This window comes from Enterovibrio gelatinilyticus, from assembly GCF_028683095.1.
GTDB lineage: Bacteria > Pseudomonadota > Gammaproteobacteria > Enterobacterales > Vibrionaceae > Enterovibrio > Enterovibrio gelatinilyticus.
Genome location: NZ_JAJUBC010000006.1, coordinates 93,222 through 116,921 on the forward strand (window position 1 = coordinate 93,222; position 23,700 = coordinate 116,921).

24 protein-coding genes and 1 riboswitch are annotated in these 23,700 nt (G+C 47.4%); of the genes, 11 read left to right on the forward strand and 13 right to left on the reverse strand.

Annotated features, from left to right (window positions below):
- Window positions 1-124 precede the first annotated feature (124 nt).
- Complete coding sequence (locus tag LRP50_RS07135; RefSeq protein ID WP_274163769.1) at window positions 125-814, reverse strand: DUF3306 domain-containing protein; 690 nt, start codon at window positions 812-814, stop codon at window positions 125-127.
- Window positions 804-1,256, reverse strand: a complete 453-nt coding sequence (locus LRP50_RS07140; protein WP_274163770.1) for a DUF3305 domain-containing protein — start codon at window positions 1,254-1,256, stop codon at window positions 804-806. Before LRP50_RS07140 ends, LRP50_RS07135 begins: the two co-directional genes overlap by 11 nt.
- A gap of 186 nt (window positions 1,257-1,442) precedes the next feature.
- Here LRP50_RS07140 and LRP50_RS07145 point away from each other — a divergent pair, with 186 nt between their 5' ends.
- Window positions 1,443-2,273: a formate dehydrogenase accessory sulfurtransferase FdhD gene (locus LRP50_RS07145; RefSeq protein WP_274163771.1), complete on the forward strand. Its 831-nt coding sequence runs from the start codon at window positions 1,443-1,445 to the stop codon at window positions 2,271-2,273.
- Complete coding sequence (locus LRP50_RS07150) at window positions 2,266-3,165, forward strand: helix-turn-helix transcriptional regulator (RefSeq protein WP_274163772.1); 900 nt, start codon at window positions 2,266-2,268, stop codon at window positions 3,163-3,165. The genes LRP50_RS07145 and LRP50_RS07150 overlap by 8 nt, the downstream gene beginning before the upstream one ends.
- A gap of 13 nt (window positions 3,166-3,178) precedes the next feature.
- On the opposite strand, the gene LRP50_RS07155 is transcribed toward LRP50_RS07150, so the two are convergent.
- A complete protein-coding gene (locus tag LRP50_RS07155; protein ID WP_274163773.1) occupies window positions 3,179-5,224 on the reverse strand; it encodes a sensor histidine kinase in 2,046 nt (681 codons plus the stop codon).
- A 45-nt stretch (window positions 5,225-5,269) separates the two neighbouring features.
- Window positions 5,270-6,661 (reverse strand): sigma-54-dependent transcriptional regulator, encoded by a 1,392-nt coding sequence (locus LRP50_RS07160; RefSeq protein ID WP_274163774.1) that lies wholly within the window; start codon window positions 6,659-6,661, stop codon window positions 5,270-5,272.
- Between the two features lie 257 nt (window positions 6,662-6,918).
- Between LRP50_RS07160 and LRP50_RS07165 the strand changes: the two genes are divergently transcribed.
- The 5 genes from LRP50_RS07165 to LRP50_RS07185 are packed head-to-tail and all read left to right on the forward strand — an operon-like array spanning window position 6,919 to window position 11,501.
- Complete coding sequence (locus LRP50_RS07165) at window positions 6,919-7,731, forward strand: ABC transporter substrate-binding protein (RefSeq protein ID WP_274163775.1); 813 nt, start codon at window positions 6,919-6,921, stop codon at window positions 7,729-7,731.
- Window positions 7,731-8,429: an ABC transporter permease gene (locus LRP50_RS07170; protein WP_274163776.1), complete on the forward strand. Its 699-nt coding sequence runs from the start codon at window positions 7,731-7,733 to the stop codon at window positions 8,427-8,429. Before LRP50_RS07165 ends, LRP50_RS07170 begins: the two co-directional genes overlap by 1 nt.
- A 12-nt stretch (window positions 8,430-8,441) precedes the next feature.
- The gene (locus LRP50_RS07175; RefSeq protein ID WP_274163777.1) at window positions 8,442-9,143 is read left to right on the forward strand and encodes an energy-coupling factor ABC transporter ATP-binding protein; all 702 of its coding nucleotides are present in this window, start codon (window positions 8,442-8,444) and stop codon (window positions 9,141-9,143) included.
- The gene (mobA, locus tag LRP50_RS07180; protein ID WP_274163778.1) at window positions 9,127-9,711 is read left to right on the forward strand and encodes a molybdenum cofactor guanylyltransferase MobA; all 585 of its coding nucleotides are present in this window, start codon (window positions 9,127-9,129) and stop codon (window positions 9,709-9,711) included. Before LRP50_RS07175 ends, mobA begins: the two co-directional genes overlap by 17 nt.
- Window positions 9,708-11,501, forward strand: coding sequence for a bifunctional molybdopterin-guanine dinucleotide biosynthesis adaptor protein MobB/molybdopterin molybdotransferase MoeA (locus LRP50_RS07185; RefSeq protein ID WP_274163779.1), 1,794 nt, complete (start codon window positions 9,708-9,710; stop codon window positions 11,499-11,501). Before mobA ends, LRP50_RS07185 begins: the two co-directional genes overlap by 4 nt.
- A gap of 124 nt (window positions 11,502-11,625) precedes the next feature.
- Here the strand turns inward: LRP50_RS07185 and LRP50_RS07190 are convergent, their stop codons facing one another.
- Together LRP50_RS07190 and LRP50_RS07195 are read right to left on the reverse strand one after the other, a co-directional pair.
- Window positions 11,626-12,204 carry a thymidine kinase gene (locus LRP50_RS07190; protein ID WP_017008861.1) on the reverse strand — a complete coding sequence of 193 codons (579 nt, stop codon included), beginning with the start codon at window positions 12,202-12,204 and terminating at the stop codon, window positions 11,626-11,628.
- 119 nt (window positions 12,205-12,323) lie between these two features.
- Window positions 12,324-13,904 (reverse strand): Na+/H+ antiporter NhaC family protein, encoded by a 1,581-nt coding sequence (locus LRP50_RS07195; RefSeq protein WP_274163780.1) that lies wholly within the window; start codon window positions 13,902-13,904, stop codon window positions 12,324-12,326.
- A gap of 86 nt (window positions 13,905-13,990) precedes the next feature.
- A riboswitch (Lysine riboswitch) is annotated at window positions 13,991-14,170 on the reverse strand.
- Window positions 14,171-14,511: 341 nt separating this feature from the next.
- Here LRP50_RS07195 and LRP50_RS07200 point away from each other — a divergent pair.
- Window positions 14,512-14,910 (forward strand): H-NS family histone-like protein, encoded by a 399-nt coding sequence (locus LRP50_RS07200; protein WP_274163781.1) that lies wholly within the window; start codon window positions 14,512-14,514, stop codon window positions 14,908-14,910.
- Between the two features lie 256 nt (window positions 14,911-15,166).
- On the opposite strand, the gene LRP50_RS07205 is transcribed toward LRP50_RS07200, so the two are convergent.
- Both LRP50_RS07205 and LRP50_RS07210 read right to left on the reverse strand, forming a co-directional pair.
- Window positions 15,167-16,144, reverse strand: a complete 978-nt coding sequence (locus LRP50_RS07205) for a lytic murein transglycosylase (protein ID WP_274163782.1) — start codon at window positions 16,142-16,144, stop codon at window positions 15,167-15,169.
- 9 nt (window positions 16,145-16,153) lie between these two features.
- Window positions 16,154-16,429 carry a YcgL domain-containing protein gene (locus LRP50_RS07210; protein WP_274163783.1) on the reverse strand — a complete coding sequence of 92 codons (276 nt, stop codon included), beginning with the start codon at window positions 16,427-16,429 and terminating at the stop codon, window positions 16,154-16,156.
- 314 nt (window positions 16,430-16,743) lie between these two features.
- Between LRP50_RS07210 and minC the strand changes: the two genes are divergently transcribed.
- From minC to minE, 3 genes are read left to right on the forward strand one after another with little or no spacing between them, the layout of a single operon-like run.
- A complete protein-coding gene (gene minC / locus LRP50_RS07215) occupies window positions 16,744-17,406 on the forward strand; it encodes a septum site-determining protein MinC (protein WP_274163784.1) in 663 nt (220 codons plus the stop codon).
- A 19-nt stretch (window positions 17,407-17,425) separates the two neighbouring features.
- Window positions 17,426-18,238, forward strand: coding sequence for a septum site-determining protein MinD (minD, locus tag LRP50_RS07220; RefSeq protein ID WP_274163785.1), 813 nt, complete (start codon window positions 17,426-17,428; stop codon window positions 18,236-18,238).
- Between the two features lie 3 nt (window positions 18,239-18,241).
- Window positions 18,242-18,505: a cell division topological specificity factor MinE gene (gene minE / locus LRP50_RS07225; protein WP_274163786.1), complete on the forward strand. Its 264-nt coding sequence runs from the start codon at window positions 18,242-18,244 to the stop codon at window positions 18,503-18,505.
- A gap of 55 nt (window positions 18,506-18,560) precedes the next feature.
- Here minE and rnd read toward each other — a convergent pair whose 3' ends face one another.
- The 5 genes from rnd to tsaB all read right to left on the reverse strand — a co-directional run bounded on the left by rnd (window position 18,561) and on the right by tsaB (window position 23,671).
- Window positions 18,561-19,685 (reverse strand): ribonuclease D, encoded by a 1,125-nt coding sequence (rnd, locus tag LRP50_RS07230; protein WP_274163787.1) that lies wholly within the window; start codon window positions 19,683-19,685, stop codon window positions 18,561-18,563.
- Between the two features lie 182 nt (window positions 19,686-19,867).
- Complete coding sequence (gene fadD / locus LRP50_RS07235; protein WP_274163788.1) at window positions 19,868-21,553, reverse strand: long-chain-fatty-acid--CoA ligase FadD; 1,686 nt, start codon at window positions 21,551-21,553, stop codon at window positions 19,868-19,870.
- A gap of 95 nt (window positions 21,554-21,648) precedes the next feature.
- Window positions 21,649-22,527: an alpha/beta fold hydrolase gene (locus LRP50_RS07240; RefSeq protein ID WP_274163789.1), complete on the reverse strand. Its 879-nt coding sequence runs from the start codon at window positions 22,525-22,527 to the stop codon at window positions 21,649-21,651.
- Window positions 22,528-22,634: 107 nt separating this feature from the next.
- A complete protein-coding gene (locus LRP50_RS07245; protein ID WP_274163790.1) occupies window positions 22,635-22,925 on the reverse strand; it encodes a chromosome segregation ATPase in 291 nt (96 codons plus the stop codon).
- Between the two features lie 50 nt (window positions 22,926-22,975).
- Window positions 22,976-23,671, reverse strand: a complete 696-nt coding sequence (gene tsaB / locus LRP50_RS07250; protein WP_274163791.1) for a tRNA (adenosine(37)-N6)-threonylcarbamoyltransferase complex dimerization subunit type 1 TsaB — start codon at window positions 23,669-23,671, stop codon at window positions 22,976-22,978.
- Window positions 23,672-23,700: the final 29 nt, after the last annotated feature.

The following is a 23,700-nucleotide window of genomic DNA, read 5'->3' on the forward strand; positions in this document are numbered from 1 at the left end:
CAAGGCCATTGCCAATGTGGTAAGGCGTTGTCAGACAAGGGGTTAGCATATCCTTTGCCTGTGACCTCATTGATAGAGCAAGTAGTGAACCAGTTTTGAAGGAAATAAAATGACGAATAAGGAGTCAGGATCCGCCTGAATTATTATCCACATTATCTCTTGGGACAAATTGTCCCGCATCATTGGACAATTTGTCCCTATTATCTCCATGGGTACTATTTGTCTCACCATGATCGGAAACCTTCTCAGAATCTTCTTGAGGAAGTTGCTCCTCCTCCATCACGGTTTGATGAAGATTGTGTTCAGCATCAAGCTGTTCAGAAGCGTCGTCGGGTAAATCGTCGACTTGCTCTTTCGTCCATTGACGCAAACTCGCAGCCACCTCCGCGGAAAGCGACGCTTTATTCGAGTAATCAAGATCGTAATCATTCATCCCATCCAGCACGTTATAAGCCTCGCTATGAAACAACTTCCTCAGCGCTGCTTTTTTGATCTCCGCAGACACGCCCTTAACCAGAAAAGACGCAGCAGAATCCCCTTGCTTCAAACGTGCAACATCATCCATGTCCGGCATTGATATCGCTTCTTCTTGAGCGTCATCCATGTGATCACTGGGGGCTCGAACGTCAAGGGCGTCATGGCTGTCATCGCTAAGAACATCGGATGCATCATCCAAAGTGGTCACTACCATGTCTTTGTCTCGAACAACAGCTTGGTCACTCAACGGCAATTCGGCATTCAGTTCACTGGACTCGCCTTCCGCAATCGCTTGTTTTCGCTTATTCCATCGGTGCAAAAAAGAATCAGTTGCCACTCGCCCTCCCCGCGCCACGACGCTTCTTCTTACGCACTTCTAGTAACTCACCGTGACGACCAATAAACGCTTCCATCCATGCTTGAATCGGCAGTGGCATCGGCTCAGAAAGCACCACGTAATCACCATCCATAAAACTCGCTGCACAGGATTGTGCCGCGGTCACTTTCAGAGGTTTTAAGGATTCATCATCTTGAACGTCAAAGACAAAAAACAGGTGGGGGTCGCGAGAACTGAGGTTGAATCGGTAGTCGGTTCTCTCATCCTTATAAAGCTCTAGAGGCATAGAGATTTGGCTGTCGATTCGTTCTGCCTCTTCACGCGGCAGATGCAAGTTGGCGATCGACCAACGCTTGGTTTTCCAACGACCAACATCAACTTCTTGCGACACCAGATCAAATTGCATGAGCCAGTATTGAGGGTCTTTGATTGTTACAGGCACACATCACTCCTTGTCATGTCCGCAGCATATTCCAAACGTAGATTTAGCCGGTGCTGCGCTTGCTGCTGTGGTTGCTATTTACCCAACAAAGCAAAACACATACCAGTCACAAAGGGTTGGAACAGGTTTTGCAAATAACCTATGGATTCAAGCATTCTCATTTTCAGTCACAAGGAACTCGGCTAGATGCCTCACCCAAAAATCATCACCACGCAATCAGAGATCCCCCAAACCATCGATGTCATGGTTCATGACGAGTATGGAGAAACCATGACCAAGCAAATCGCGTGCGAGCGAGCGTTAACGGTGTACCTCAATTGGCAGGAGATCGTGACGCTGATGACACTCGGTGCCCGCCCTGACATGTTGGTGTTAGGGTATTTGAAGAATCAAGGGTTGATTGAAGATGCCAGTGCGCTCGATTCCGTCATTATTGATTGGCAAACCCAATCAGCGGCTGTTGTCACAAGCGAACAGAACGAAGACATAGAAGAAACCTTATCGAAGAAAACGGTGACCTCAGGGTGTGGTCAAGGCACCATGTTCGGTAACGTCATGAAGAAATTAGAAAACCTGCAGCTTCCTCGCCCACACATTAAACAATCTATGCTCTATGGCTTACTCGAAGCACTCACCCACCACAATGACACTTACAAAGCCGCAGGCGCCGTGCATGGCTGCGCCGTATGCCGAGATACAGAAATCCTTTCCTTTGTCGAAGACATTGGCAGACATAATGCCGTTGATACCTTAACGGGGGAGATGTGGCTTGAAGGCGAAACGGGGGGCGACAAAGTCTTTTATACGACGGGAAGACTGACCTCGGAGATGGTCATCAAGGTGGCGCAAATGGGAATTCCCGTGTTGCTGTCACGTTCCGGTATCACCCAAATGGGGCTCGATCTCGCCAAGCAGTTAGGCATTACTATGATTGCCCGCGCCAAAGGCCACCGCTTTCAGGTGTTTAACGGGGCTGAGAATATCGAATTTGATGTAAAAGGCGGTCGTGATGAGTGAGTTTCCGGCCTTTATGAATGCGCGTCAGGTCGCGGAATACCTCGATCTGAACGAAAAGAAAGTTTATAGCCTTGCTAACGATGGCGTATTACCCGCCACCAAGGTCACTGGAAAATGGCTATTCCCTAAAAGCCTACTTGACCGCTGGTTGATTGAATCGAGCCACAACGGTGTCTTCAACGATCGCCTACTCATTGCAGGCTCTGATGACCCTTTGCTTCAGCACATTGTAAGCAAGATGGCGGCGGCTCTTGGCAGCACAGCACTGGTTGGCTATACCGCTACCGGCACCAAACAAGGCCTCGCGATGTTAGAAAAAGGTCACGTTGATATCTGCGCCATTCACTGGGGAAATGCAGAAGAAGCAAAACTGCGTCACCCAGCGTTGATTCAACAGTACTCTGGTCATAGAAATTGGGTGCTGCTTCACGCATTTGAACGTCAGCAAGGGCTGATCATGCGTTCTGAAATGCTCGAAAAACTCGAAGACCCACATCACTTTATCGACAATAAGTGGCGATGGGCAGGACGACAAGACGGCGCAGGAAGTGCGCGTGCTATGGATGAATGGCTATTTCGAAACGGAACAACCCGCGATCAACTGAATACCGTGGTTGAATGCCTGAGCGAGCGCGAACTCGGCTCCGCCATCGCCCGCGGTGCCGCTGACATTGGTTTTGGTAGCCAAAGTGGTGCTGGCGAATTTGGGTTAGCATTTCACCCTATCGCCAACGAGGCGTTTGAGCTCGTCATCCCCAAAAACATCTACTTTCGCGCATTGGTTCAGCAACTAGTTCATCATTTGGATGACGTCGCGACTCTTAAGCAAAGTGAACAGTTTGGGGGCTATCACTTCGCCCATACTGGCAAACAAATGTGGGCTGCAGAGTAGGCTGACTTTACCGCTACTCCACAACGTTCAATGACGTGATTTCATCACCCATTTGGATTTTTTCACGCAAGTAAAGCGTGAATGTCGTGCCCTCGCCCAATTGCGAATCCACTTTTATTTCCCCGCCCAAGCCACTGACGATACCTTGGGTGACTGCCAATCCAAGCCCTGTACCAGATCGACGCGTGGTGAAAAAGGGGTCGAATATTTTGGTCATGTTTTCATTTGCAATGCCACAGCCAAAATCTTGAATAGATATTTTAGCGCCTTGTATAACACCTCGAATATCTACCCAATCGTCAGATTTCACGATTAACTTACCTTTATCGTTCATAGCATGAACGCCATTCATCTGTAGGTTAACCAGCACCTGCAAAAGCTGATGACGGTTGATCTCCACACAACACTTGGCATTGAGTTCGGTCTCGATGTCGACATCTTGTTTTTTTGTGCCCGAACGCACTAGCACCACACTTTCTTCAATCACGGGATTCACATGTTGCCAAGTGACAGTATCTTGAACGCCCCCTTGGCGGCTGTATTGCAATAGGCTACGCGTGATATTTCGAATACGGTCGATTTGCGCCAGCACCGTGCTCATCTCCTCCGAAATAAGATCACTATGCTTACCCAGCTCATACTCCATCAACTCTATATTGCCCAGAATAACCGCGGTGGGGTTGTTTATTTCGTGCGCAATCCCGGCAGTCAACTCTCCCAGTGCTGCCAGTTTTTCATTTAATAACAGCTTGTTTCGAGTTTGCTCTAGCAAGCTGATGTTGTGCTCTAGCTCTTCGGTTTTCTCATGCAGACTTGCTGTTCGTTGTTTAACTTTATCTTCCAGCTCTAAAGCACTTTGTCGAATCGCTTCATTTTGCTTTTTTAGCTGATCAAGCATGCTATCGAACTGTCGAGCGAGAATAGCCAGTTCGTGCTGAGGGTCTAAACCCAATTTGCCGATCCTCGCATCTTGTTCAAAGCGCATAAGATGAACCACACGGTGAATGCGCTCTATGGGCCGGAATAAGTCTTTGGCACCGCGATAAACCAGTAGCCCTGAGATGAGAAGCGTTAGTAAAATCCCTACCCCAAGTTCAATGAGGTTGGTGAGATATCGACTGATCAGCGGCCATTCAAGGTAGCCGGTATAAAGCATGCCAATAACCGTATTGTTGAAGTCTCGGATGGGCTTATACGCAGAGATATACCACGCATCATAAACGTATGCGCGATTAACCCACTCATCGCCATCAAGCAGCACAGTATTGCGCACTTCATCTGACACTCGCGTCCCAATGGCACGCCCAAAACGATTGTCACTGTCTAAGGGGACATTGGTACTCACACGGATATCATCCATGAACAGGGTGACGGTTCCCACGCTGGCCTCGGGCAGTTTTCCGGGAGGAAATACAAGATCACGGATCCTATCTACCAAGACGGTACTGTTGTTGAGCAGTAACCCTCCATCCACAATCCATTCTAATCGTCCGTTTTCATCGTAAAGAGGTAATAAGGTGCGACTAATTAAACCGCGTGATTCCTTGATGTTTTCCTGCAACAGCGGGATCTCAGCGCGGGCAGACATATCGGGGGAAATCGAGTCCAGTTCGATCGCAGACATCACTTGAAAAAAGGTCTGCTCTTTGCCGTTCAAAATTCGTTGTCTCAAGCTTTGCGGCAATCGGTCAATATCACTGGCAGGGTATACAGCAAGGAAGTCCACGCCATACTTATCAGCACGAGATTGTGCCCAACTCAATATCTTTTCCGGTTCGTCAGCTATTCGGGCAATTTGCGTTTGAAAGTCATATGAATCGGCGATGGCATGTAATTGACTACGTTGTTCTCGTTGCAGTACTTCCATACTGTTGCTGGCGACAGCAAGGTCTGCTTTGACGCCTGACAAGGCATTTTTCCACGAATAAGCGACCGTCCAATACATGGTCAATGCGATGAGTGCGAGTAACGTAATGATAATGGGCACAGATGTCAGCACCAACAGGCGGTAACGCACCATGGTTCGAAAACGCTGTCGCCACTTGTTAATCAAGTTCATTGCAGACTCCCTTCAGCATCCCATCGCGCCCAACAAGGGATAACCCTATTCATCAAGCCACTCTTTAAACTTTCGCTCCAGGGTTTTTCTCGCCACACCAAGTTGTCGTGCCGCCGCGGACTTGTTTCCTTCATGCGCACCAACAACTTTCTCAATGTGCGCCCGCTCCACCTCTTTTAAAGGCCAAACTAACGGATAACCCTCTTCGTAACGCTCCTGATCTAATTGCGTTTGCTGCTCGTCTAGGTTGTCACTTATCGATAAGGGCGAGTCACCTTGCCAATGACCCAGATCTGGCTTACCCAGTAATATTGCTCGCTCGACGGTATTCTTCAGTTCTCGAATGTTGCCCGGCCAATCGTAATATCGCATTGCAGCAAGCTCGAGCTCAGACCACACGACGGGTTTTAGCCCAAGATCCCGCGCCAGCACATCGGAGAAATGGTTGAGCAACAATCCGATATCATCAACACGCTCTCTCAGTGGTGGTAATTCCACTGATAACACATTCAAACGATAGAAAAGGTCTTTTCGAAAACGTCCTTCCCCGACCTCATCATGCAAGTTTCGATTGGTCGCGGCGACAATACGCACGTCAACGCTGACTTCACGCTCAGCACCGACGGGACGAATGGTTTTTTGCTCTAACGTACGCAGCAAAGACGCCTGCATGGATAATGGCATCTCGCCAATTTCATCAAGAAACAAGGTGCCTTTGTCTGCCACTCTAAAAAGGCCATCTTTGTTTTTTCGCGCGCCAGTAAACGCGCCTGAAACATGCCCAAACAACTCACTTTCTAATAGCTCTGGCGCAATGGCTCCGCAGTTAAGCGGAACAAAAGGCCCCGAACGACCACTCATACCATGAAGTGCGCGCGCGACGAGTTCTTTACCTGTGCCCGATTCACCTTCAATTAATACCGCAGCGGGAGACGGCGCAAGGCGCGAGATAACTTCACGCATGGCGAGTGTTTTGGGCGCTTCGCCAATAATATCGATGGGAAACGAACGGGCGACATCACGTTGAAGCGCAATATTTTTACGCTCAATCATGCGTTTATCGAGACAACGTTGCACTGATTGCAGCATTTGCTCCAGATTGAAAGGCTTGAGAATGAAGTCTGAAGCGCCTGCTCGAAGCGCTTTAATGGCAGTCTCCAGTTCGGCATAACCCGTCATGAAAATAATGTCGCTACGACGCTCATCATCATCAAACGCTTCGTGCCAATCAATACCAGAACGTCCTGGCAAGTTAATGTCCACGATGAGTAAATCGAAGTGATTCCGCTTGCGCAGGGCTTCTGCCTCTTCCAAAGACGATGCGGTTTCAACCTGAGTCAGCTTTTTAGACAACGCTTTGTTCAAGATCGCTCGCATGCCGGGTTCGTCATCAACCACCAAGGCAGAGAAACCAAATTGCTGCAACGCATCCTTCATTTTATGAACATCCCTATTCGTTTCTTGCCTGCCATCATACATGGGACATTTTGACTCAGTCTATGAGACTCGCCACAGTTCAATGCATTGCACTCAGCTCTACAAGTCATTTGAGAGTCAAAAATACTTTTATTTTTCAGTCAATTAAACCTGTTGACGCACAGGCGAAAAATTTGGCATTTTTGTTGCTTAGTCAATATTTGCCCTCATTCATTGATGAGGTCATAAAATCAAAATAACCATCGTCAGGAAGACTAATGAACTCAATGAAAATAACTAAAACGTTCGCACTGGTTTCAATTCTACTTTCCGTTTCCGGAACTGTTAGCGCAGCAGAACTCGTTCGGTTGGCAACCACCACCAGCACCTATCACTCAGGCTTGCTGGATTTCCTCCTCCCTGAATTTAAAAAAGACACAGGCTACGACGTCCAAGTGCTCGCTGCGGGCACAGGTAAAGCCTTAAAAATGGGGGAGAATGGCGATGTGGATTTGGTGATGACTCATGCACCAAACGCAGAAGCCAAGTTCGTGGATAAAGGCTACGGCGTTCTTCCACGAGGACTCATGTATAACGATTTCGTACTTGTCGGCCCAGTCAGCGATCCTGCAAAGGTCAAAGGCATCAAAGATGTCACTGCCGCATTAGCAAAAGTGGCAGAAACGGACAGGCACTTTGTTTCACGAGGGGATGATTCCGGCACCCACAAAAAAGAACTCCTTCTTTGGCAGGCGGCTTCTGTTAAACCGGAATTTTCAGCCTACAAGGCCGTTGGTCAGGGAATGGGCCCCACCCTCACTATGGCGAATGAAATTCAAGGGTACACTCTCACCGATCGTGGTACTTGGCTGGCGTATCAAAGCAAGCTGGAACTTGGTGTTCTCGTTGAAGGCGACAAACGCTTATTCAACCCTTACCAAGTTATTCTGATCAACCCTAGCCGCTATCCAGACCTCAATTACCAAGGTGCAAAAGAGCTAAGTGATTGGCTGGTTAACCCAAAAGCGCAAGCCATGATTAATGATTTTAGAGTAAACGGTCAGCAACTGTTCGTGGCGGATGCAGGCTAATGGACATGCTGGAAACAACTCGACAAGCCGCCGCACTGCTATTTAGTGGTGATACCACGCTATGGGGCATTGTCGGGGTCTCGTTTTCCGTGTCCCTTGTAGCAATTGGGTTGGTCATCGTGCCCGCCCTATTGCTTAGCTTTGCGCTCGCTTATTGGGAGATCCCCGGCAAGTGGATCGTCTTGTCCATCGTGAACACGCTCCAGTCTGTTCCTACTGTGGTCATTGGGCTATTGCTTTATATGCTTTTGTCACGGGCAGGCCCTATGGGTGACTGGAAAATGCTATTCACACAAAAAGCGATGATATTGGGGCAAGTCCTCATCAGCTTACCGATTTTGGTGTCGATGATGCATGCGGCTTTTCAAAACAGTGACAAGCGAGCATGGGAAACCGCCTACACCTTAGGCGCTTCTATTCCCCGAGCCATGATGACCTTAATGTGGGAGATTCGATTCCCTCTTCTTGCCGCTGTTATCACCGCTTTTAGCCGCATTATCACTGAAGTTGGCTGTTCAATGATGGTTGGCGGCAATATTCTCAATTACACCCGAAACATTCCCACCGCCATAGCGTTAGAAACATCAAAAGGCGCTTTTGCAGAGGGAGTCGCACTTGGCATGGTCCTGTTGTTGCTGGCTTTGACGATGAATTTCTTCATCAGCTTTGCCCGCGGAAACGGCCATTTACGGACATAATCAGGGGCAATGATGAGTCAAATTACATTGGAAGCCATCGACCTTTCTGTGAAATATAAGCATCGATTGCTATTTCATATCCCCTCATTAAAGGTCTGCCCAGGGGATGCTATTTATTTATCCGGACAAAACGGCATCGGCAAAACCAGTTTGTTGAAAGTCATGGCCGGCATTCAAAAGCCAACCAAAGGTACACTGAATCTAAAACGTCCTTCATGGTTACAACGACTAGCAGGGTTTTCAGGTCAAAGTGGCGTGGTTTACATGCATCAAACCCCTTACCTTTTTGATGGTACAGTGGCTGAAAATGTCGCCTATGGCTTGATGGGCAAGCATTTCTGTCAAAGACGGCGACGTCAGCTTACAATGCAAGCCTTGCGCAAAATCGGGCTAGAAGCCCTAAGCCACGAACATATCTCCGTACTATCTGGCGGAGAGAAACAAAAGGTCGCCATGGCGCGCGCTTGGGCACTCAGCCCTTCAATCCTTCTGATGGACGAATCTTGCGCTAACCTAGATCCTGATGCCATTGATGCGCAAAAGCATATGATTGATGACTTGATAGAACGTGGCGCCAGTTTGGTGATCACTAGCCATCATCCCAACAAATTGACGGAATGCTGCAATCAACAATGGCGGATTGAAAATCAGCGTCTAATCCATAAACCTAAACTCAATATTATCGACAAGGACAATCATGCCTTCGCATCCTGACACCACTTGGGTCATTCTCGCTGGCGGCCAAGCTCGCCGCATGGGTGGCCAAGATAAGGGACTTGTGACCCTGAATCAGAAACCTTTGATTGATTACGTTCATCACAGACTGCAAGAGCAAGGTGCTGACATTGCGGTGAACGCTAACCGCAATCAAGAAATCTATCAGCAATATGGTCCAGTCTTTGGTGATGTATTGGAAGGCTTTCCTGGGCCACTCGGCGGAATGCATGCTGCGATGTCACACCTTGATAGTGAATGGTTAGGCTTTGTGCCTTGTGATTGTCCCAACTTGCCACACAATCTGATTAAAAAAATGGTCTCTGCGATTAATGAAGAGACCGAGATTGTGGTTGCCCATGATGGCGAATCCGTTCAACCCGTCGTGACCATGATGAAGCGCGATATTTTTGAACGCCTCGATCGCTTTCTCGCTAACGGTGACCGGAAAATCGTGATGCTCTACGATCTTTGTACCACTCATTTTGTTGATTTCAGTGATGAGCATGATGCCTTCATCAACTTAAACACCCCGGATGAATTGGAGAAGTACGGAGCTATTTCATGAGCTTGTCCAACTGCTCACTGCCCATTTTAGGGTTTGCTGCGTTCAGTGGGACAGGTAAAACGACCCTGTTGGAAAAGCTCATTCCAGCCTTGGTCGAGAAAGGCATTCGCATTGCCATGGTCAAACACGCGCATCATGATTTTGATGTCGATAAACCGGGTAAAGACAGTTATCGCCTTCGCAAAGCAGGCGCAACGCAAATGCTCATCAGCTCTCGCTATCGCCACGCGTTAATGACGGAAACCCCTGATGACGAATGCACGCTCAATCAATTGCTTGGTCAACTTGACCAAAACAACGCTGATTTAGTGTTAGTAGAAGGTTTTAAGCATCAGGCTTTCCCCAAGATAGAACTTCACCGCTGGGCACTTGAAAAGCCTTGGCTTCACCCGGAAGATCCAAACATTGTGGCGGTCGCTTGCGATGAGCCACCTTCTTCTGCACCCTCTTTCGCGCTTTCATCAACGTCCCTGCCACGTCTAGACATCAATGACATTGGAAGTTTAGTGGGGTTTATTCAACGTTGGATGGAAAGCCATCACGCACAAACCGCCACGTGCGATTCTCTATCGCCAACCATGCTGTCTATGGAAGATGGCAAAAGCCAAATCCTTGCTGCGATTTCGGTGTCTAAAAACACCGAAACATGCGGCCTTAATGAACTGCCTAATCGCGTGTTCGCAGTAGATATCGTCGCGCCCGTCAACGTGCCTTCTTCTACCAACTCGGCAATGGATGGCTATGCCATTCGCAGTGACGATATTGAACGCGAAACCTATCGTCTCGTGGGTGAAGTGTTTGCAGGTCACCACTATGCTGAAAAACTCTCAGCAGGAGAATGTGTGCGTATTATGACTGGCGCGCCCGTTCCTGAAGGCGCAAATACGGTGATCATGCGTGAACAGGCAAGCAACGATAACGGAACAGTGTCTTTCGATACCGATAAAGGTGCTGTCCGTGCCGGGCAAAATGTGCGTCAAGCGGGTGAAGATCTTCGAAAAGGTTCGACGGTTTTTCATGCCGGAAAGCGCATTGGAGCAGCAGAGCTGGGAATGATGGCGTCGCTAGGTTTTGATAGCGCTGAAGTATTCAAACCCATAAAGGTTGCCCTATTTTCAACCGGTGATGAAGTACAAGCACCAGGTATACCAGCAAAATCTCACTGCATTTATGATGCGAACCGATACACGCTACGAGCCATGCTCACCAAACTCGGTTGCGAGATCCTCGATTTCGGCATCATTGAAGACACGGAAGCAGCACTGAACGACACACTCCTCGCTGCAACAAAGCAAGCCGACATGGTAATTTCGTCCGGCGGCGTATCTGTAGGCGATGCAGACTACATCAAAACCGTATTAAACCAACTGGGTGACATTAACTTCTGGCGCGTCAACATGCGCCCTGGCAGACCGCTCGCCTTCGGCACACTAGGCGATAAGCCTTTCTTTGGGCTACCAGGCAACCCTGTCGCAGTGATGGTGACGTTCTTACAGTTCGTTGAGCCCGCCATTCGTAAAATGCAAGGCGATGTATACTGGCAGCCTGAAACGCTATCCGCAATTACACAAGAGCGTATCCGCTCGCGCCGCGGTCGCACTGAATATACACGTGGGATATACAGCATCAGTACCAATGGTCAGCTCGAAGTCAGATCTACGGGCTCACAGGGTTCGGGTATTTTGCGTTCAATGAGTGAGGCCAACTGCTTAATTGAAGTCGCACCGAATGTTGATAATGCGGAAGTGGGCGATCGCGTCTCCATCATTCCACTGGCATCTCGACTGTAATAGTTCACGCACAGCCATTGCTGACTCAGACACAAAAAAAGCGGCGATAATCGCCGCTTTTTTATTCTTTGTTTTGAAACTGAATATACCCAAACAACCTGTAGATGCTGGATTTCAGCTGCGCCTATTTACCCAACGCTTCTTTGTAATGTACGCGGCAAACAGACTCATAGCGGTCATTGCCGCCAATCACCACTTGATCACCATCGGCAATGGCGTTGCCATCAGCGTCAGTTCGAATAACCATATTAGCTTTGCGTCCACAGTGACAAATAGTTTTAAGCTCAACCAATTTGTCTGCCCACGCCAGTAAGTATTTCGATCCTTCAAACAACTCACCAAGAAAGTCAGTGCGAAGGCCATAACACAATGCTGGAATGCGTAATTTATCGACCACTTCGGTAATTTGATGAACCTGTTCTTTCGTCAAAAACTGGCACTCGTCTACCAACAAACAATCGACTTTTTGATTGCTGTTGATGTCGCTCACTGCAGCAAAAATATTGTCTTCAGGTGAGAACAATTGCGCGTCGGCTTGAAGGCCAATACGTGAACTGACTTTACCCAGCCCATAGCGATCATCAATGGCAGCAGTGAAGATAAGCGGATTCATGCCACGCTCTTGGTAATTGAATGACGATTGCAGAAGTGTCGTCGACTTCCCTGCGTTCATTGCAGAGTAATAGAAATACAGCTGGGCCATTGGGCTCTCCCGAGAAAAAGACGCTGGCATGCTACCGAAAAAAGCGAAGGGGTAAAAGCGTTGCAAGCCGCGAAATGATACAAAAAAACCTCCCGACTGGGAGGTTTTTCGAATAGATGTTAAGCCAGCTTACCTGGGCGACGAGATAGCCAACCAAATAATACGCAAACCAATACAAACGCGCACATACCCGCCAGCAACGATATTGACAGCGAATCCGTGTAGCCTAAGACCAAGTAGGACAAGCCCGCCACCAAGGCAATAGCCAGTGCGTAAGGCAGTTGCGTAGATACGTGATCGATATGGCCACAACGCGCACCGGTTGACGACAAAATGGTCGTGTCTGAAATCGGCGAGCAATGGTCACCGAATACTGCACCCGCCAGTACCGCGGACAACATAGGCAGCATTAACGCAATATCTGTCGCAGCAGAAAGATCACCGGCAATAGGCAACATGATGCCGAAGGTTCCCCAAGAAGTTCCTGTCGAAAACGCCATTGCTGCAGACAACAAGAACAAAATAACAGGCAACAGTTGTGGTGACAGATTTCCCTGAATCAAGGTAGACAAGAACTTACCCGTTGCCATGTCGCCAATGACGCTGCCGATTGTCCATGCAAAAAGCAGAATTAAGATGGCACCAAACATAGATTTAGAGCCAACCCAAACGGTTTGAGCCACGTCTGATACTGGAATACCCTGTTTAAACACAGTCACCAATGCCACGAACAGTCCCATTGCACTCCCGTACAGCAAAGACATACCTACATCGGTATTTTCAAACGCTCCGAGGATAGAAAATGCTTTACCGTCGGCCGCTAAAACTTGTGCACCTGAGTAAACCATCCAAGACATGGTCGCCACAATCAGCACAATAATCGGCACAATGAGATCTGTAACTCGGCCTTTGTCACTTTCTTTAATACCTAACTCATCATCAAGTGAAGTATCACTATTTTCGTCATCGCCAAGACGACTGCCAGTTGATGCTTGGTATTCAAAGCGACGCATCGGGCCAACATCCATTTGGAACCATGCCACTGCAAACACCATCAGCAGCGCAAAAATGGCATAGAAGTTCATCGGGATCATATGCGCAAATGCACTTAATGGGCTGTACTCTGTGACACCGTGACTAACAAGAATGCCACCAACAATCGTAATGATGTAAGCCCCCCAACTAGAGGCTGGCATGATGACGCACATAGGTGCCGCAGTGGAATCAAGAATATATGCCAATTTCGCACGAGAAACATGGAAGCGATCAGTAACGGGGCGGCTGATTGCACCCACGGCTAGACTGTTAAAATAGTCATCGACAAAAATGAAAACACCGAGAAAAGCCGCGAGCAATTTAGCACCACGTTTGCTTTTAACACGTGTCTGAGCCCATTCAGCGAAAGCGCGCGTGCCTCCGGAAAGGGTAATCAATGCGGTGATAGAACCCAGCAAGACAAGAAAAGCAACGATGCTCATGTTCCAGCTATTAATACTGCCGTCGGCAATAAATAAGCCTTTGATAAGACCGAATAAATAAGATGCTGTTCCCGAGATAGAAAAATCATTCAGTAGCACAGCGCCTGAAAGAATACCCAGCCCTAAAGATAACAAAACACGACGAGTAACAATGGCGAGGCCCAGCGCGAGAATCGCGGGCAATACCGATAATGATGACGCGGAAAAATCGACTAAATTCATGATCTCTATATCAACCTATGAGGTTGGAGATCTACTGCAGAAACGGAAACCACTGAAATAGAATGATGGTTAAACGCATTCTTAAACCCTACAGTAGCGCTCCATAGTTAAATCCCAATACTATGGCAGTGTTGTATCTTTCGATTACAACCCCAGCAAGACAGCTTGATAGGCAAAGCTTACTTCGGCGTCATTTCCTTTCACACGTTCTCATTGGCATCACCCTAAAACGTGTTACTGATAAATCACGCACCTCTACGTGCATAATGCCAGCGTATTGTAGGTGACATGAGAGACATTGCAATATCCATCTCAATGATTTTACACATCAACACCATTGCATTTACAACTCTCAAACAAGTTTCCTTTCCCGCTCTCTGATCGCACACAAAGCTAAACACGCCTGACAGATTTATTGTACATTCTACAAAAATGAAACAACTTCTGTACTAAGTAAATGATGCGATTTAATTCAATTTGCACTTTTTTTTAATTTCGATATCTAATGTTTCAATATTTAATTAAACAAATATTGCATAGAATTAATAATTCTTGCTACTCTTAGCCTCGAAGCTAATTATTATAAACAGAGAATAGGATAGGCATAATGTCTGACGCACTGAAAGTATTATTAAATCTACGTAGCCTTCGTGCCGTTGCACGTGAACTTTCCCTAGAACAATTACAAGAAGCTCTTGAGAAACTTCAAACTGTCGTCGCTGAGCGCGAAGAATCTGAAGCAGAAGCTCATGAAGCGGAAAAAGAGCGTCTAGAGAAACTTGAGAAATACCGTGAAATGCTGATCAAAGACGGTATTGATCCTGAGGAACTGTTGGCTACTCTGGGTGGTGCTAAACCAAAATCAAAGCGTGCTGCTCGCCCAGCTAAATATAAGTACATCGATGTAGACGGTTCAGAAAAAACGTGGACTGGTCAAGGTCGTACGCCAAAGACAATTAAAGAAGCACTAGACAGCGGTAAGAAAATCGAAGATTTCCTACTGTAATCGAATGTTTATTGTCACAACAAAAACCTCTCGTTTTTGTTGAACAATGAAAAAAGGGGCTTACGCCCCTTTTTTCATTGTTAGTCGCACCATCACTTTACTGTTTCATATGATGCTATTTTCTTACGTCGTCTAACTGTTATCACTCTCACCTTGTATCTATTTGTATCTATCTGACTGAATTCTCATCGTCTAATCACCAATAAAAGACCATGTGATATACAAGGTATAACGCTATTCTTCATACGAAGAAATCTTATCCATGCTTAATTCTGTCGGCTAAATGGCTCACTGCAATAGCGAAATAGTGAGAGCGATTCCACTTCATCAAGCTTTGATAATTCCCATAGACCAAGTAACTACGCCCATATTCATCATCCGGCTGGATCAACCACGCTTTTATATCGACATCCGGCAACGTTGCATTATTCATACGACGCACACCAACAGCCTGCCATCCTGCCAAAGTTTTGGCTTTATCTTGACTTAAACCTGACATTTCTTTGCCAATGCCTTCTGGGACTTTTACCTGACGTCCCCAAGTGTATTCATCATCCCATCCTGCATTTTTTAAATAATTAGCAGATGACGCAAATACATCTGGTTTCGAGGTCCAAATATCTTTTTTACCGTCGTTGTTTCCATCAGCAGCAAATGAAATAAAGGAACTCGGCATAAACTGACATTGCCCCATCGCCCCCGCCCATGACCCTTTCATGTCATTAGGCGCTATGTGGCCTTCTTGTAAAATAGTTAATGCTGAAAACACTTCTTTGCGGAAAAACGCTTCACGTCGACCGTCATAAGCCAATGTCGTCAATGCTTCGACGACATTAAAATTACCCGTTAACGCGCCGAAGTTACTTTCAACCCCCCAAAGCGCCACAAGAAAACGAGGCTGTACGCCGTATTCTTCACCAATACGTTTTAGATCGTCATAATGTTCGTCATACAAACGACGGGCTTTTTTCACTTTCCAATCAGGTACCGCGCGCGGGATATATTCATCCAGCGTGAGTCGTTTCTCAGGCTGATTTCGGTCGGCTTTGACTGCCCTCTCTCGATAACGAATACCATCAAATGCCTGCTCAAGTAACTGAGCATCGATCCCTTTCGCCGAGCCTTCTTGCTTAAGACCCGTCACATACTCATCAAAGCTGGGCTTTTCTGCCAACACGGGTGCTGACAAAGACAATGCAGCCCCAATGAGTATCCCTATCAGTCCTTTACGCATAGCGCTCCTTTATAACTTGGTGTTTTTTGTTCGAATATGTAGCAGTGCCCCATCAGGTGGTGGTGGCAGTTGCAAATAGAAACCTTCGTTCTGCAAACTCTCTTTCACTTTGGAAAGATCCGCAATCGCAAGCTTCTCTCTTTTATCTAGGTTGACCATCATAACGAACTGAGGGTTCCCAAAAGTTTGTAACAATTGTTGAGGTACATCCCCTAAATCATCTTTACGATTTACATAAAGATAGGTCGATTCTTTTTTACTGCTCTTATAGATTGCGCAATACACCTTGTACCTCACAGTGTTGCGATTTCGCAATAAAGAGAAATCGCTTAGATATTTGTTATGAATTCGACGATTAAAACGCCACAAACGGCGTTCATGCTTGCCGCAAAGTTTCCATGAATATACCATGCTGAACACAGTCTGATAATGCGTGCGTCCCTCATATTTTTCGGGATGAAGCGGAAAAGTGTATCCATCTGTTCTTTACACAGATATTTCGCCCCAATCGTTACATTGCAAGGAGGCATTATTCCCATTGCGAGACACATTAATACGCGTAAAATCAGCGCAAACAACTGCCATCAGGACAACATCTAATGACCAAAAACGCTGAGCTCAAAGGCAGTTCATTTACGCTTTCTGTCCTTCATTTATTAGATGACGACTTAGATAGCGCTATGCAGATTCTTTCCGATAAGGTGAACCAAGCACCGGCATTCTTCGACGGCGCACCCGTTGTGGTCGATATTTCAAGACTGCATCGACAACCTGACTTTTCGGCATTGAAAGCCACGATAGAACAGACTGGCATGCTGGTTGTTGGTGTCACAGGGTGCAAACAAAATACTTACCGTGAAGCGGCAAAACTCGCGGGACTCGCTGTGATGAATCCGGCAAACCAAACTCGGGTCAATGACCCTATTCAAACGCCGACAAAAGTCGTCACAACGCCGATTCGTTCAGGCCAACAGGTTTATGCAAAAAACGCCGATTTGGTCGTGCTAAACCATGTGAGTGCTGGCGCAGAGATCATTGCAGATGGCAGTATTCACATCTATGGCGTACTTCGTGGACGTGCAATAGCGGGCGCTAGCGGTCAAAAAGAAGCCCACATTTTCTGCCAGAACCTGCAATCAGAATTGTTATCTATTGCTGGTACATACTGGCTGAGTGAATCCATCCCAGAGCAATACGCAGCTCAACCGGTGAAAGTCTCACTCAAAGAAGACTCTTTAAACATTGAACCCCTCACACTGTAATTATCCAAAGGATTGAGGAATGACTCGAATTATCGTAATCACTTCAGGCAAAGGCGGCGTGGGTAAAACCACTTCAAGTGCAGCCATTGCAACTGGCCTTGCTCAAGCTGGGAAGAAAACAGCAGTTATCGACTTTGATATTGGTCTACGTAACCTTGACCTCATCATGGGCTGCGAACGTCGCGTAGTGTATGACTTTGTGAATGTTATCAATGGTGAAGCAAACCTTCATCAGGCAATGATCAAAGACAAGCGCATTGAAAATCTTTATGTACTTCCCGCCTCTCAAACGCGCGATAAAGATGCTTTGACGAAAGAAGGTGTGGGCCGTGTTCTTGACGACCTTAAAGCGATGGATTTCGATTTCATCATCTGCGATTCACCAGCAGGTATCGAAGCGGGCGCCCTGATGGCGCTATACTTTGCAGATGAAGCCATTGTCACCACGAACCCTGAAGTCTCTTCAGTACGCGATTCAGACCGTATTCTAGGCATTTTGGATTCCAAGTCTCGCCGCGCCGAAAACGGTGAAGACCCAGTGAAAACTCACCTTCTCCTGACGCGCTACAATCCAGTGCGCGTTAACCGCGGTGAGATGCTAAGCGTCTCTGACGTGGAAGAGATTCTGCGTATACCTCTATTGAGTGTTATCCCAGAAAGCCAATCTGTTTTGCATGCGTCAAACAAAGGCGAACCTGTCATTTTGGATGAAGAATCCGATGCCGGACAAGCGTATGCCGACGCTATCAGTCGCCTACTCGGCAATGAGTGCCCATTCCGCTTCTTGGAAGAAGAGAAGAAAGGGTTTCTAAAACGACTATTTGGAGGATAGAACATGGCACTGCTGGAATTTTTCCGTCCGAAAAAGAAAGCATCTGCATCGGTTGCGAAGGAACGCTTGCAAATCATTGTTGCCGAACGTCGCAGCGCCGGGTGTTCAGAGCCCACTTACTTGCCTCAGCTAAAACAGGATATCCTTGACGTTATCCGTAAGTACGTTGATATTTCTCCAGAGCAAGTCTCTGTGGCTCTCGAACAACGAGATGACGATTTGTCTGTTCTAGAGCTCAACGTCACTTTGCCTGACGAAGACAAATAAGCATCAATAAAAAAACCGGCTTTCGCCGGTTTTTTATGCTGCTGTTCTGCCCTGCTTAAGGTTTATTGAGCATAGGCATAACGCGTTCTTCCAAGTAAGCTTTACGCCACCCAGAAAGCAAATCAGGCATTTTCTCTGGATTTTGCTCATTTATCCAAGCCCACTTTAGCACTTGGTGAATTTGTTTTTTCGACCCGATAAACTCAGGCACTACACCCAGCTTTTCCGCGACGGCATTGGTTTGGTCTTTGATGTCTTTGACCATCTGCTTGTAGCCTGGCATGTCAACGAGACGCACGATGGTTTCTGGGTAGTCCGACTCAAGCATTGAATCCAAGTCTGAAACCATACGTAGCATTCGGCTACCGTGACGCTCAACTTCAAATCGGTCAAACCCTTCATCAGCCATTTTATCCAATGAACGAATATCAAAACGCGCCATTTTCCAAAGATGAAGTTCCTTCACCACAAAGTTCAGCGCCAAATCTCGGCGACGAGCTTCTTGTAAACGCCAGCTCGCCAGCTTTTTAAGCACAGCCAGTTGCTTAGGACGAAGCTGCCATGCATTCTTGATATCCAAATAGGCTTTTTCTGGATCCGCTGTCTTTCCGCGCTTGCTAACAATCAGATTGCACTCTTGTATAACAGCTTCTTGCCAGCCCGCAGCTTCAATACGTTCAGCAAGTAGGTGATACAAAGGCCACAGGTAGAACACATCAGCGGCGGCATATTCAAGTTGCTTGTCTGACAGCGGGCGGGCACACCAATCAGTTCGCGCTTCACCTTTATCAAGTGTCACCACCAAGTATTCTTCTACCAAGGCAGCGAAACCCGTAGACAGACCATGCCCTAAAAATGCCGCCATGATCTGAGTATCGACCATTGGCGTTGGCATGACACCAGAATAATGATGGAACACTTCCAAATCTTCACTGCAAGCATGTAGCACTTTGATGACGGATTCATCCGTAAGCAGTGCCCAAAGCGGAGTCATGTCATCGAGCTCAATAGGGTCGATCAGAGACAAGGTTTCTCCATCATAAAGTTGGATAAGACCCAATCTTGGATAAAGTGTTCGAGTGCGAACAAACTCTGTATCCAACATCACTGCTGGAACCTTTCTCGCTTGCTCACAAACTCGTTCGAGTTGAGATACTTCAGTTACTATTTCAAAGTTCACACTGTCATCCGTATTTAATTTTGACGCCCGAGAGCCTGACCTAATCGCGGCGATACACAAGCAAACAGAAGGTGCTTGAGTGGGTATGGGGCCAGAAGCAAACATGCTGGCATAAGCCAGCATGTTTTCAAAGGCATATGCCCTTTATTGTACGCCCTTCAACATCAAAGCGCACGAGGGGTTTATGCTTCTGCTTGTTTCGCCTCTTGCTCTTCACGCAGCGCGCGACGCAAAATTTTGCCGACATTGGTTTTCGGCAAATCTTCACGGAATTCGACAATCTTAGGTACTTTGTAACCCGTAAGATGCTCACGACAATGCGCCAACAACTCTTCTTTGGTCAAGCTTGGGTCACGCTTTACAACGCAAATCTTGACGATTTCGCCTGAGGTTTCATGTGGCTGGCCAATCGCGGCCACTTCCAACACTTTGCCATGCAGCGCAACGACGTCTTCGATTTCATTCGGGTATACGTTGAAGCCCGATACCAAAATCATGTCTTTTTTACGGTCAACGATATGTAAGAAACCATCTTCGTCAAACTTCACCACGTCGCCCGTTGATAACCAACCATCGTCAGTCAGCACTTCTTTGGTCGCTTCAGGACGCTGCCAGTAACCTTGCATCACCTGAGGGCCCTTAACTTGAAGCTCGCCAACTTGGTCGTTAGACACAACATTGCCTTCATCATCAACAATACGAACATCGGTTGAAGGCACAGGCAAGCCAATTGAGCCATTGTAGTCTTTCAAGTCATACGGGTAGGCAGCAACCAATGGTGAACATTCGGTTAGGCCGTAACCTTCCAATAAGTGTTTGCCAGTCAGTTTCTTCCACTGTTCAGCCACTGCACGTTGAACGGCCATACCACCGCCGACGGTCAGACTCAACTTAGAGAAGTCCAATTCATGGAAATCTTCATTGTTCAGCAAGGCATTAAACAGGGTATTCACGCCTGTGATAGCAGTAAACGGATGTTGTTTTAGCTCTTTAATGAAAGCTGGGATGTCACGAGGGTTGGTGATCAACAGATTCTGACCGCCCATCTCAATGAACAACAAGCCATTCACTGTCAACGCGAATACGTGATACAGCGGCAGCGCAGTCACAACGAGTTCACGCCCTTCTTGAAGTACAGGCGCATACATGGCTTTGGCTTGATCCACGTTCGCCAGCATATTTTTGTGCGTCAGCACCGCGCCTTTTGCCACGCCTGTCGTACCGCCCGTGTATTGCAGGAACGCAATATCGTCGCCCGTCATAAACGGTTTCACGTACTGCATGCGACGGCCTTTCTTGAGAGCAAGGCGCATTGAGGTAGCATGTGGCAGGCTGTATTTCGGCACCATCTTCTTGATGTACTTCACCACGAAGTTAACGATTGTACCTTTCGCACGAGGAAGCTGATCGCCCAAACTGGTCAGAATCACGTGGCGAACGCTCGTGTTATCAACCACTTTTTCAAGCGTGTGAGCAAAGTTCGACACAATAACGATCGCGGCAGCGCCTGAATCATTTAATTGGTGTTCAAGCTCACGCGGGGTGTATAGCGGGTTAACGTTAACCACTACACAGCCAGCGCGCAAAATACCAAACAACGCAATAGGGTATTGCAGCAAGTTAGGCATCATCACAGCGACACGGTCGCCTTTTTTCAGACCAAGATCGTTTTGCAGGTAAGCCGCAAATGCACGACTGCGCTCTTCCAACTTGCGGAAAGTCATGACCTGCCCCATGTTAATAAAGGCAGTTTGGTCGGCATATTTTTGAACCGACTTTTCAAACATTTCTACCAAAGATGGGTACATGTTCGGGGTAATTTCCGCTGGTACATCTGATGGGTAGCGGTTATGCCAAACCTTATCCACTTGATCTCTCCTATTTAATATCGCGGGTCTTGGCCCACGTCAGAAGCAAAAATTCAAACGAGTGTTTTAACACCCAATTAGACCACGAGTAACAATCAATTAACATCACCACACTTTGTGAGATGTAGCTTTGTCACAAAATCAATGATCAACGCAGCAGTTTTCTCCTGACTTTGAAGATGGCAGTGGTGTGTACCTCTTACCATTTCAACGGTCAAATCCTTAAACCACTCTTTGCGCTGTTCAGCGAGTGGGCTGCGTAATTCTGGATATCCGTCGTCGCCAATAATCGCGAGAACTGGACATTGTATGCCTTTGATGAGGTGTTCCGCGTGGTGCATCGACATACGATAAATCGATTCTGTCTTTAGCTTGGCGTCGTGTCTCCAACGCCACTCTTCACCCACTTGCTGAATGCCACGGGTCACCAAAGGGGTTAAATCTTCAATGGATACTTTATTAATGCCACGGCGCAACTTTAACGCCGCATCCAATGACGGCAAACTTCTCGGTGCTTTAATTTTTTGGCGACTTTCGACGCCATGACGAAGACGATCAACCACTTTGTCGTCTCGTTCAGACATCGGGCCAAGTGCCTCAATCATCACCAACCCCTTCGCACGTTCTGGAAACGCGGCACTCCAACATGAAGCAACCAATCCGCCCAATGAATGACCAACGAGGAAGATCTCTCTATCACCCAACTGTAAAATCAGTTGGTGCAAATCATCCACGTAGTCGAAGAAAGGGTAAAAACTGTCGGCACCTTTATGATCAGACAAGCCGTGTCCAGGCCAGTCAGGCATCACTAGGTCAACATGTTCGGTTAGCAGGGGAACAAGAGGTTCAAAACTTCCGCTATTGTCTTGCCAGCCATGAAGCATTAGCAAAATAGGCTTTTGAGTCTCAGACAGACAAACCTGCGCGGCGAGATTCCCAAACCTCACTGCAAATTGTTTTTGTTCTAATACCATGATGCACTGCTGAAAGCTGTATCGGCTTCGCTCTGTTTTCAGAGGGCGCGAAGCCTATCACAGACGAGGTTAATTAAGTGGTACGAGGAGTTGAATTTATCCCGCATTCATACAAATACGTCCACACCAAACATTGCCATAATTTCCTCACGCCTCGCTTGATTCTTCACCTCCATGTAGGAGAGAAGCGCATGCCGGCTTCGACCATCGGGTAAATCATAATGGATCTGTTGGTGGGCGTCTTGTGCGAGCTCTGGGTTGCGAATTCCTTGACTCACCGCTTTGGCAACAACCGTTGGCTGAGTAACCTCAGCTCCTGCTTGCGCCTTCTGTGATTTTTTACGCCCTGCACTCGCTGGACGCTGAATCGGTTGCGGTAGTCCTTGAATTGAAACCATGGCTGCTCTTCTCGGCTCGTTTTATCCTAGCTGCAAACGAAAATGCAGAATTATTCGCGACCAGGTAGCTTTTTCCACGCTACGGTGTCACGCAGATAAACAGGGCTTGCATGTTCTGCATCCACAGCCTCACCACGCGCAAGCGCATGATACGCAAGAATAAGCATGTCTTCAGCTTCTGGATACAAAACGCCGCTATCTGTTGTTTCTAAGTGTAGCTGGCTTATCAAATCTGGGTAGGCCTGCCAGCCTGTTCCTGCCGTAAACCATGAGGCATTTGCCAGTTGCGGATTGAACAGTGCCGGAGGTAATACCGCTTCTTCCACAACCGTTGTCCAGTCACCGTTATCAAGACGTTGAAAGCCACCTGCGTAAATTTCATTCATGCGTGCATCAATGGTTGCAAGCACGTGGTCAGCTTGGTGACGGCGATACGCCTGCTGCGCCATGGCTGCCAGAGTAGAAACCCCCACCATTGGCAAGTTCGCACCGAACGCTAGTCCTTGCGCAATACCGATACCAATGCGCACACCGGTAAAACTTCCTGGCCCACGACCAAATGCTAACGCATCTAATTGATTCAGCGTTAAGCCGGCTTCTGCCAATACGCTATCAACCATTGGTAAGATTTTCGTGGTGTGTTCACGTGGCGCAATTTCACAGCGAGCGATCGTTTCGTCACCCACTTTTAATGCCACAGAACAGTTTTCAGTTGCCGTATCGACGGCAAGAATTTTAGAAGTCATTTACGCCTCGGGTGTCGCTGTAGTTTGAG

Bases quoted from the DNA above. Each gene is read 5' to 3' on its own strand.
- LRP50_RS07145 (WP_274163771.1), top strand. From the start codon at position 1,443: ATGCCTCACCCAAAAATCATCACCACGCAATCAGAGATCCCCCAAACC.
- LRP50_RS07150 (WP_274163772.1), top strand. From the start codon at position 2,266: ATGAGTGAGTTTCCGGCCTTTATGAATGCGCGTCAGGTCGCGGAATAC.
- LRP50_RS07155 (WP_274163773.1), bottom strand. From the start codon at position 5,224: ATGAACTTGATTAACAAGTGGCGACAGCGTTTTCGAACCATGGTGCGT.
- LRP50_RS07160 (WP_274163774.1), bottom strand. From the start codon at position 6,661: ATGAAGGATGCGTTGCAGCAATTTGGTTTCTCTGCCTTGGTGGTTGAT.
- LRP50_RS07165 (WP_274163775.1), top strand. From the start codon at position 6,919: ATGAACTCAATGAAAATAACTAAAACGTTCGCACTGGTTTCAATTCTA.
- LRP50_RS07170 (WP_274163776.1), top strand. From the start codon at position 7,731: ATGGACATGCTGGAAACAACTCGACAAGCCGCCGCACTGCTATTTAGT.
- LRP50_RS07175 (WP_274163777.1), top strand. From the start codon at position 8,442: ATGAGTCAAATTACATTGGAAGCCATCGACCTTTCTGTGAAATATAAG.
- mobA (WP_274163778.1), top strand. From the start codon at position 9,127: ATGCCTTCGCATCCTGACACCACTTGGGTCATTCTCGCTGGCGGCCAA.
- LRP50_RS07185 (WP_274163779.1), top strand. From the start codon at position 9,708: ATGAGCTTGTCCAACTGCTCACTGCCCATTTTAGGGTTTGCTGCGTTC.
- LRP50_RS07190 (WP_017008861.1), bottom strand. From the start codon at position 12,204: ATGGCCCAGCTGTATTTCTATTACTCTGCAATGAACGCAGGGAAGTCG.
- LRP50_RS07195 (WP_274163780.1), bottom strand. From the start codon at position 13,904: ATGAATTTAGTCGATTTTTCCGCGTCATCATTATCGGTATTGCCCGCG.
- LRP50_RS07200 (WP_274163781.1), top strand. From the start codon at position 14,512: ATGTCTGACGCACTGAAAGTATTATTAAATCTACGTAGCCTTCGTGCC.
- LRP50_RS07205 (WP_274163782.1), bottom strand. From the start codon at position 16,144: ATGCGTAAAGGACTGATAGGGATACTCATTGGGGCTGCATTGTCTTTG.
- minC (WP_274163784.1), top strand. From the start codon at position 16,744: ATGACCAAAAACGCTGAGCTCAAAGGCAGTTCATTTACGCTTTCTGTC.
- minD (WP_274163785.1), top strand. From the start codon at position 17,426: ATGACTCGAATTATCGTAATCACTTCAGGCAAAGGCGGCGTGGGTAAA.
- minE (WP_274163786.1), top strand. From the start codon at position 18,242: ATGGCACTGCTGGAATTTTTCCGTCCGAAAAAGAAAGCATCTGCATCG.
- LRP50_RS07240 (WP_274163789.1), bottom strand. From the start codon at position 22,527: ATGGTATTAGAACAAAAACAATTTGCAGTGAGGTTTGGGAATCTCGCC.
- LRP50_RS07245 (WP_274163790.1), bottom strand. From the start codon at position 22,925: ATGGTTTCAATTCAAGGACTACCGCAACCGATTCAGCGTCCAGCGAGT.
- tsaB (WP_274163791.1), bottom strand. From the start codon at position 23,671: ATGACTTCTAAAATTCTTGCCGTCGATACGGCAACTGAAAACTGTTCT.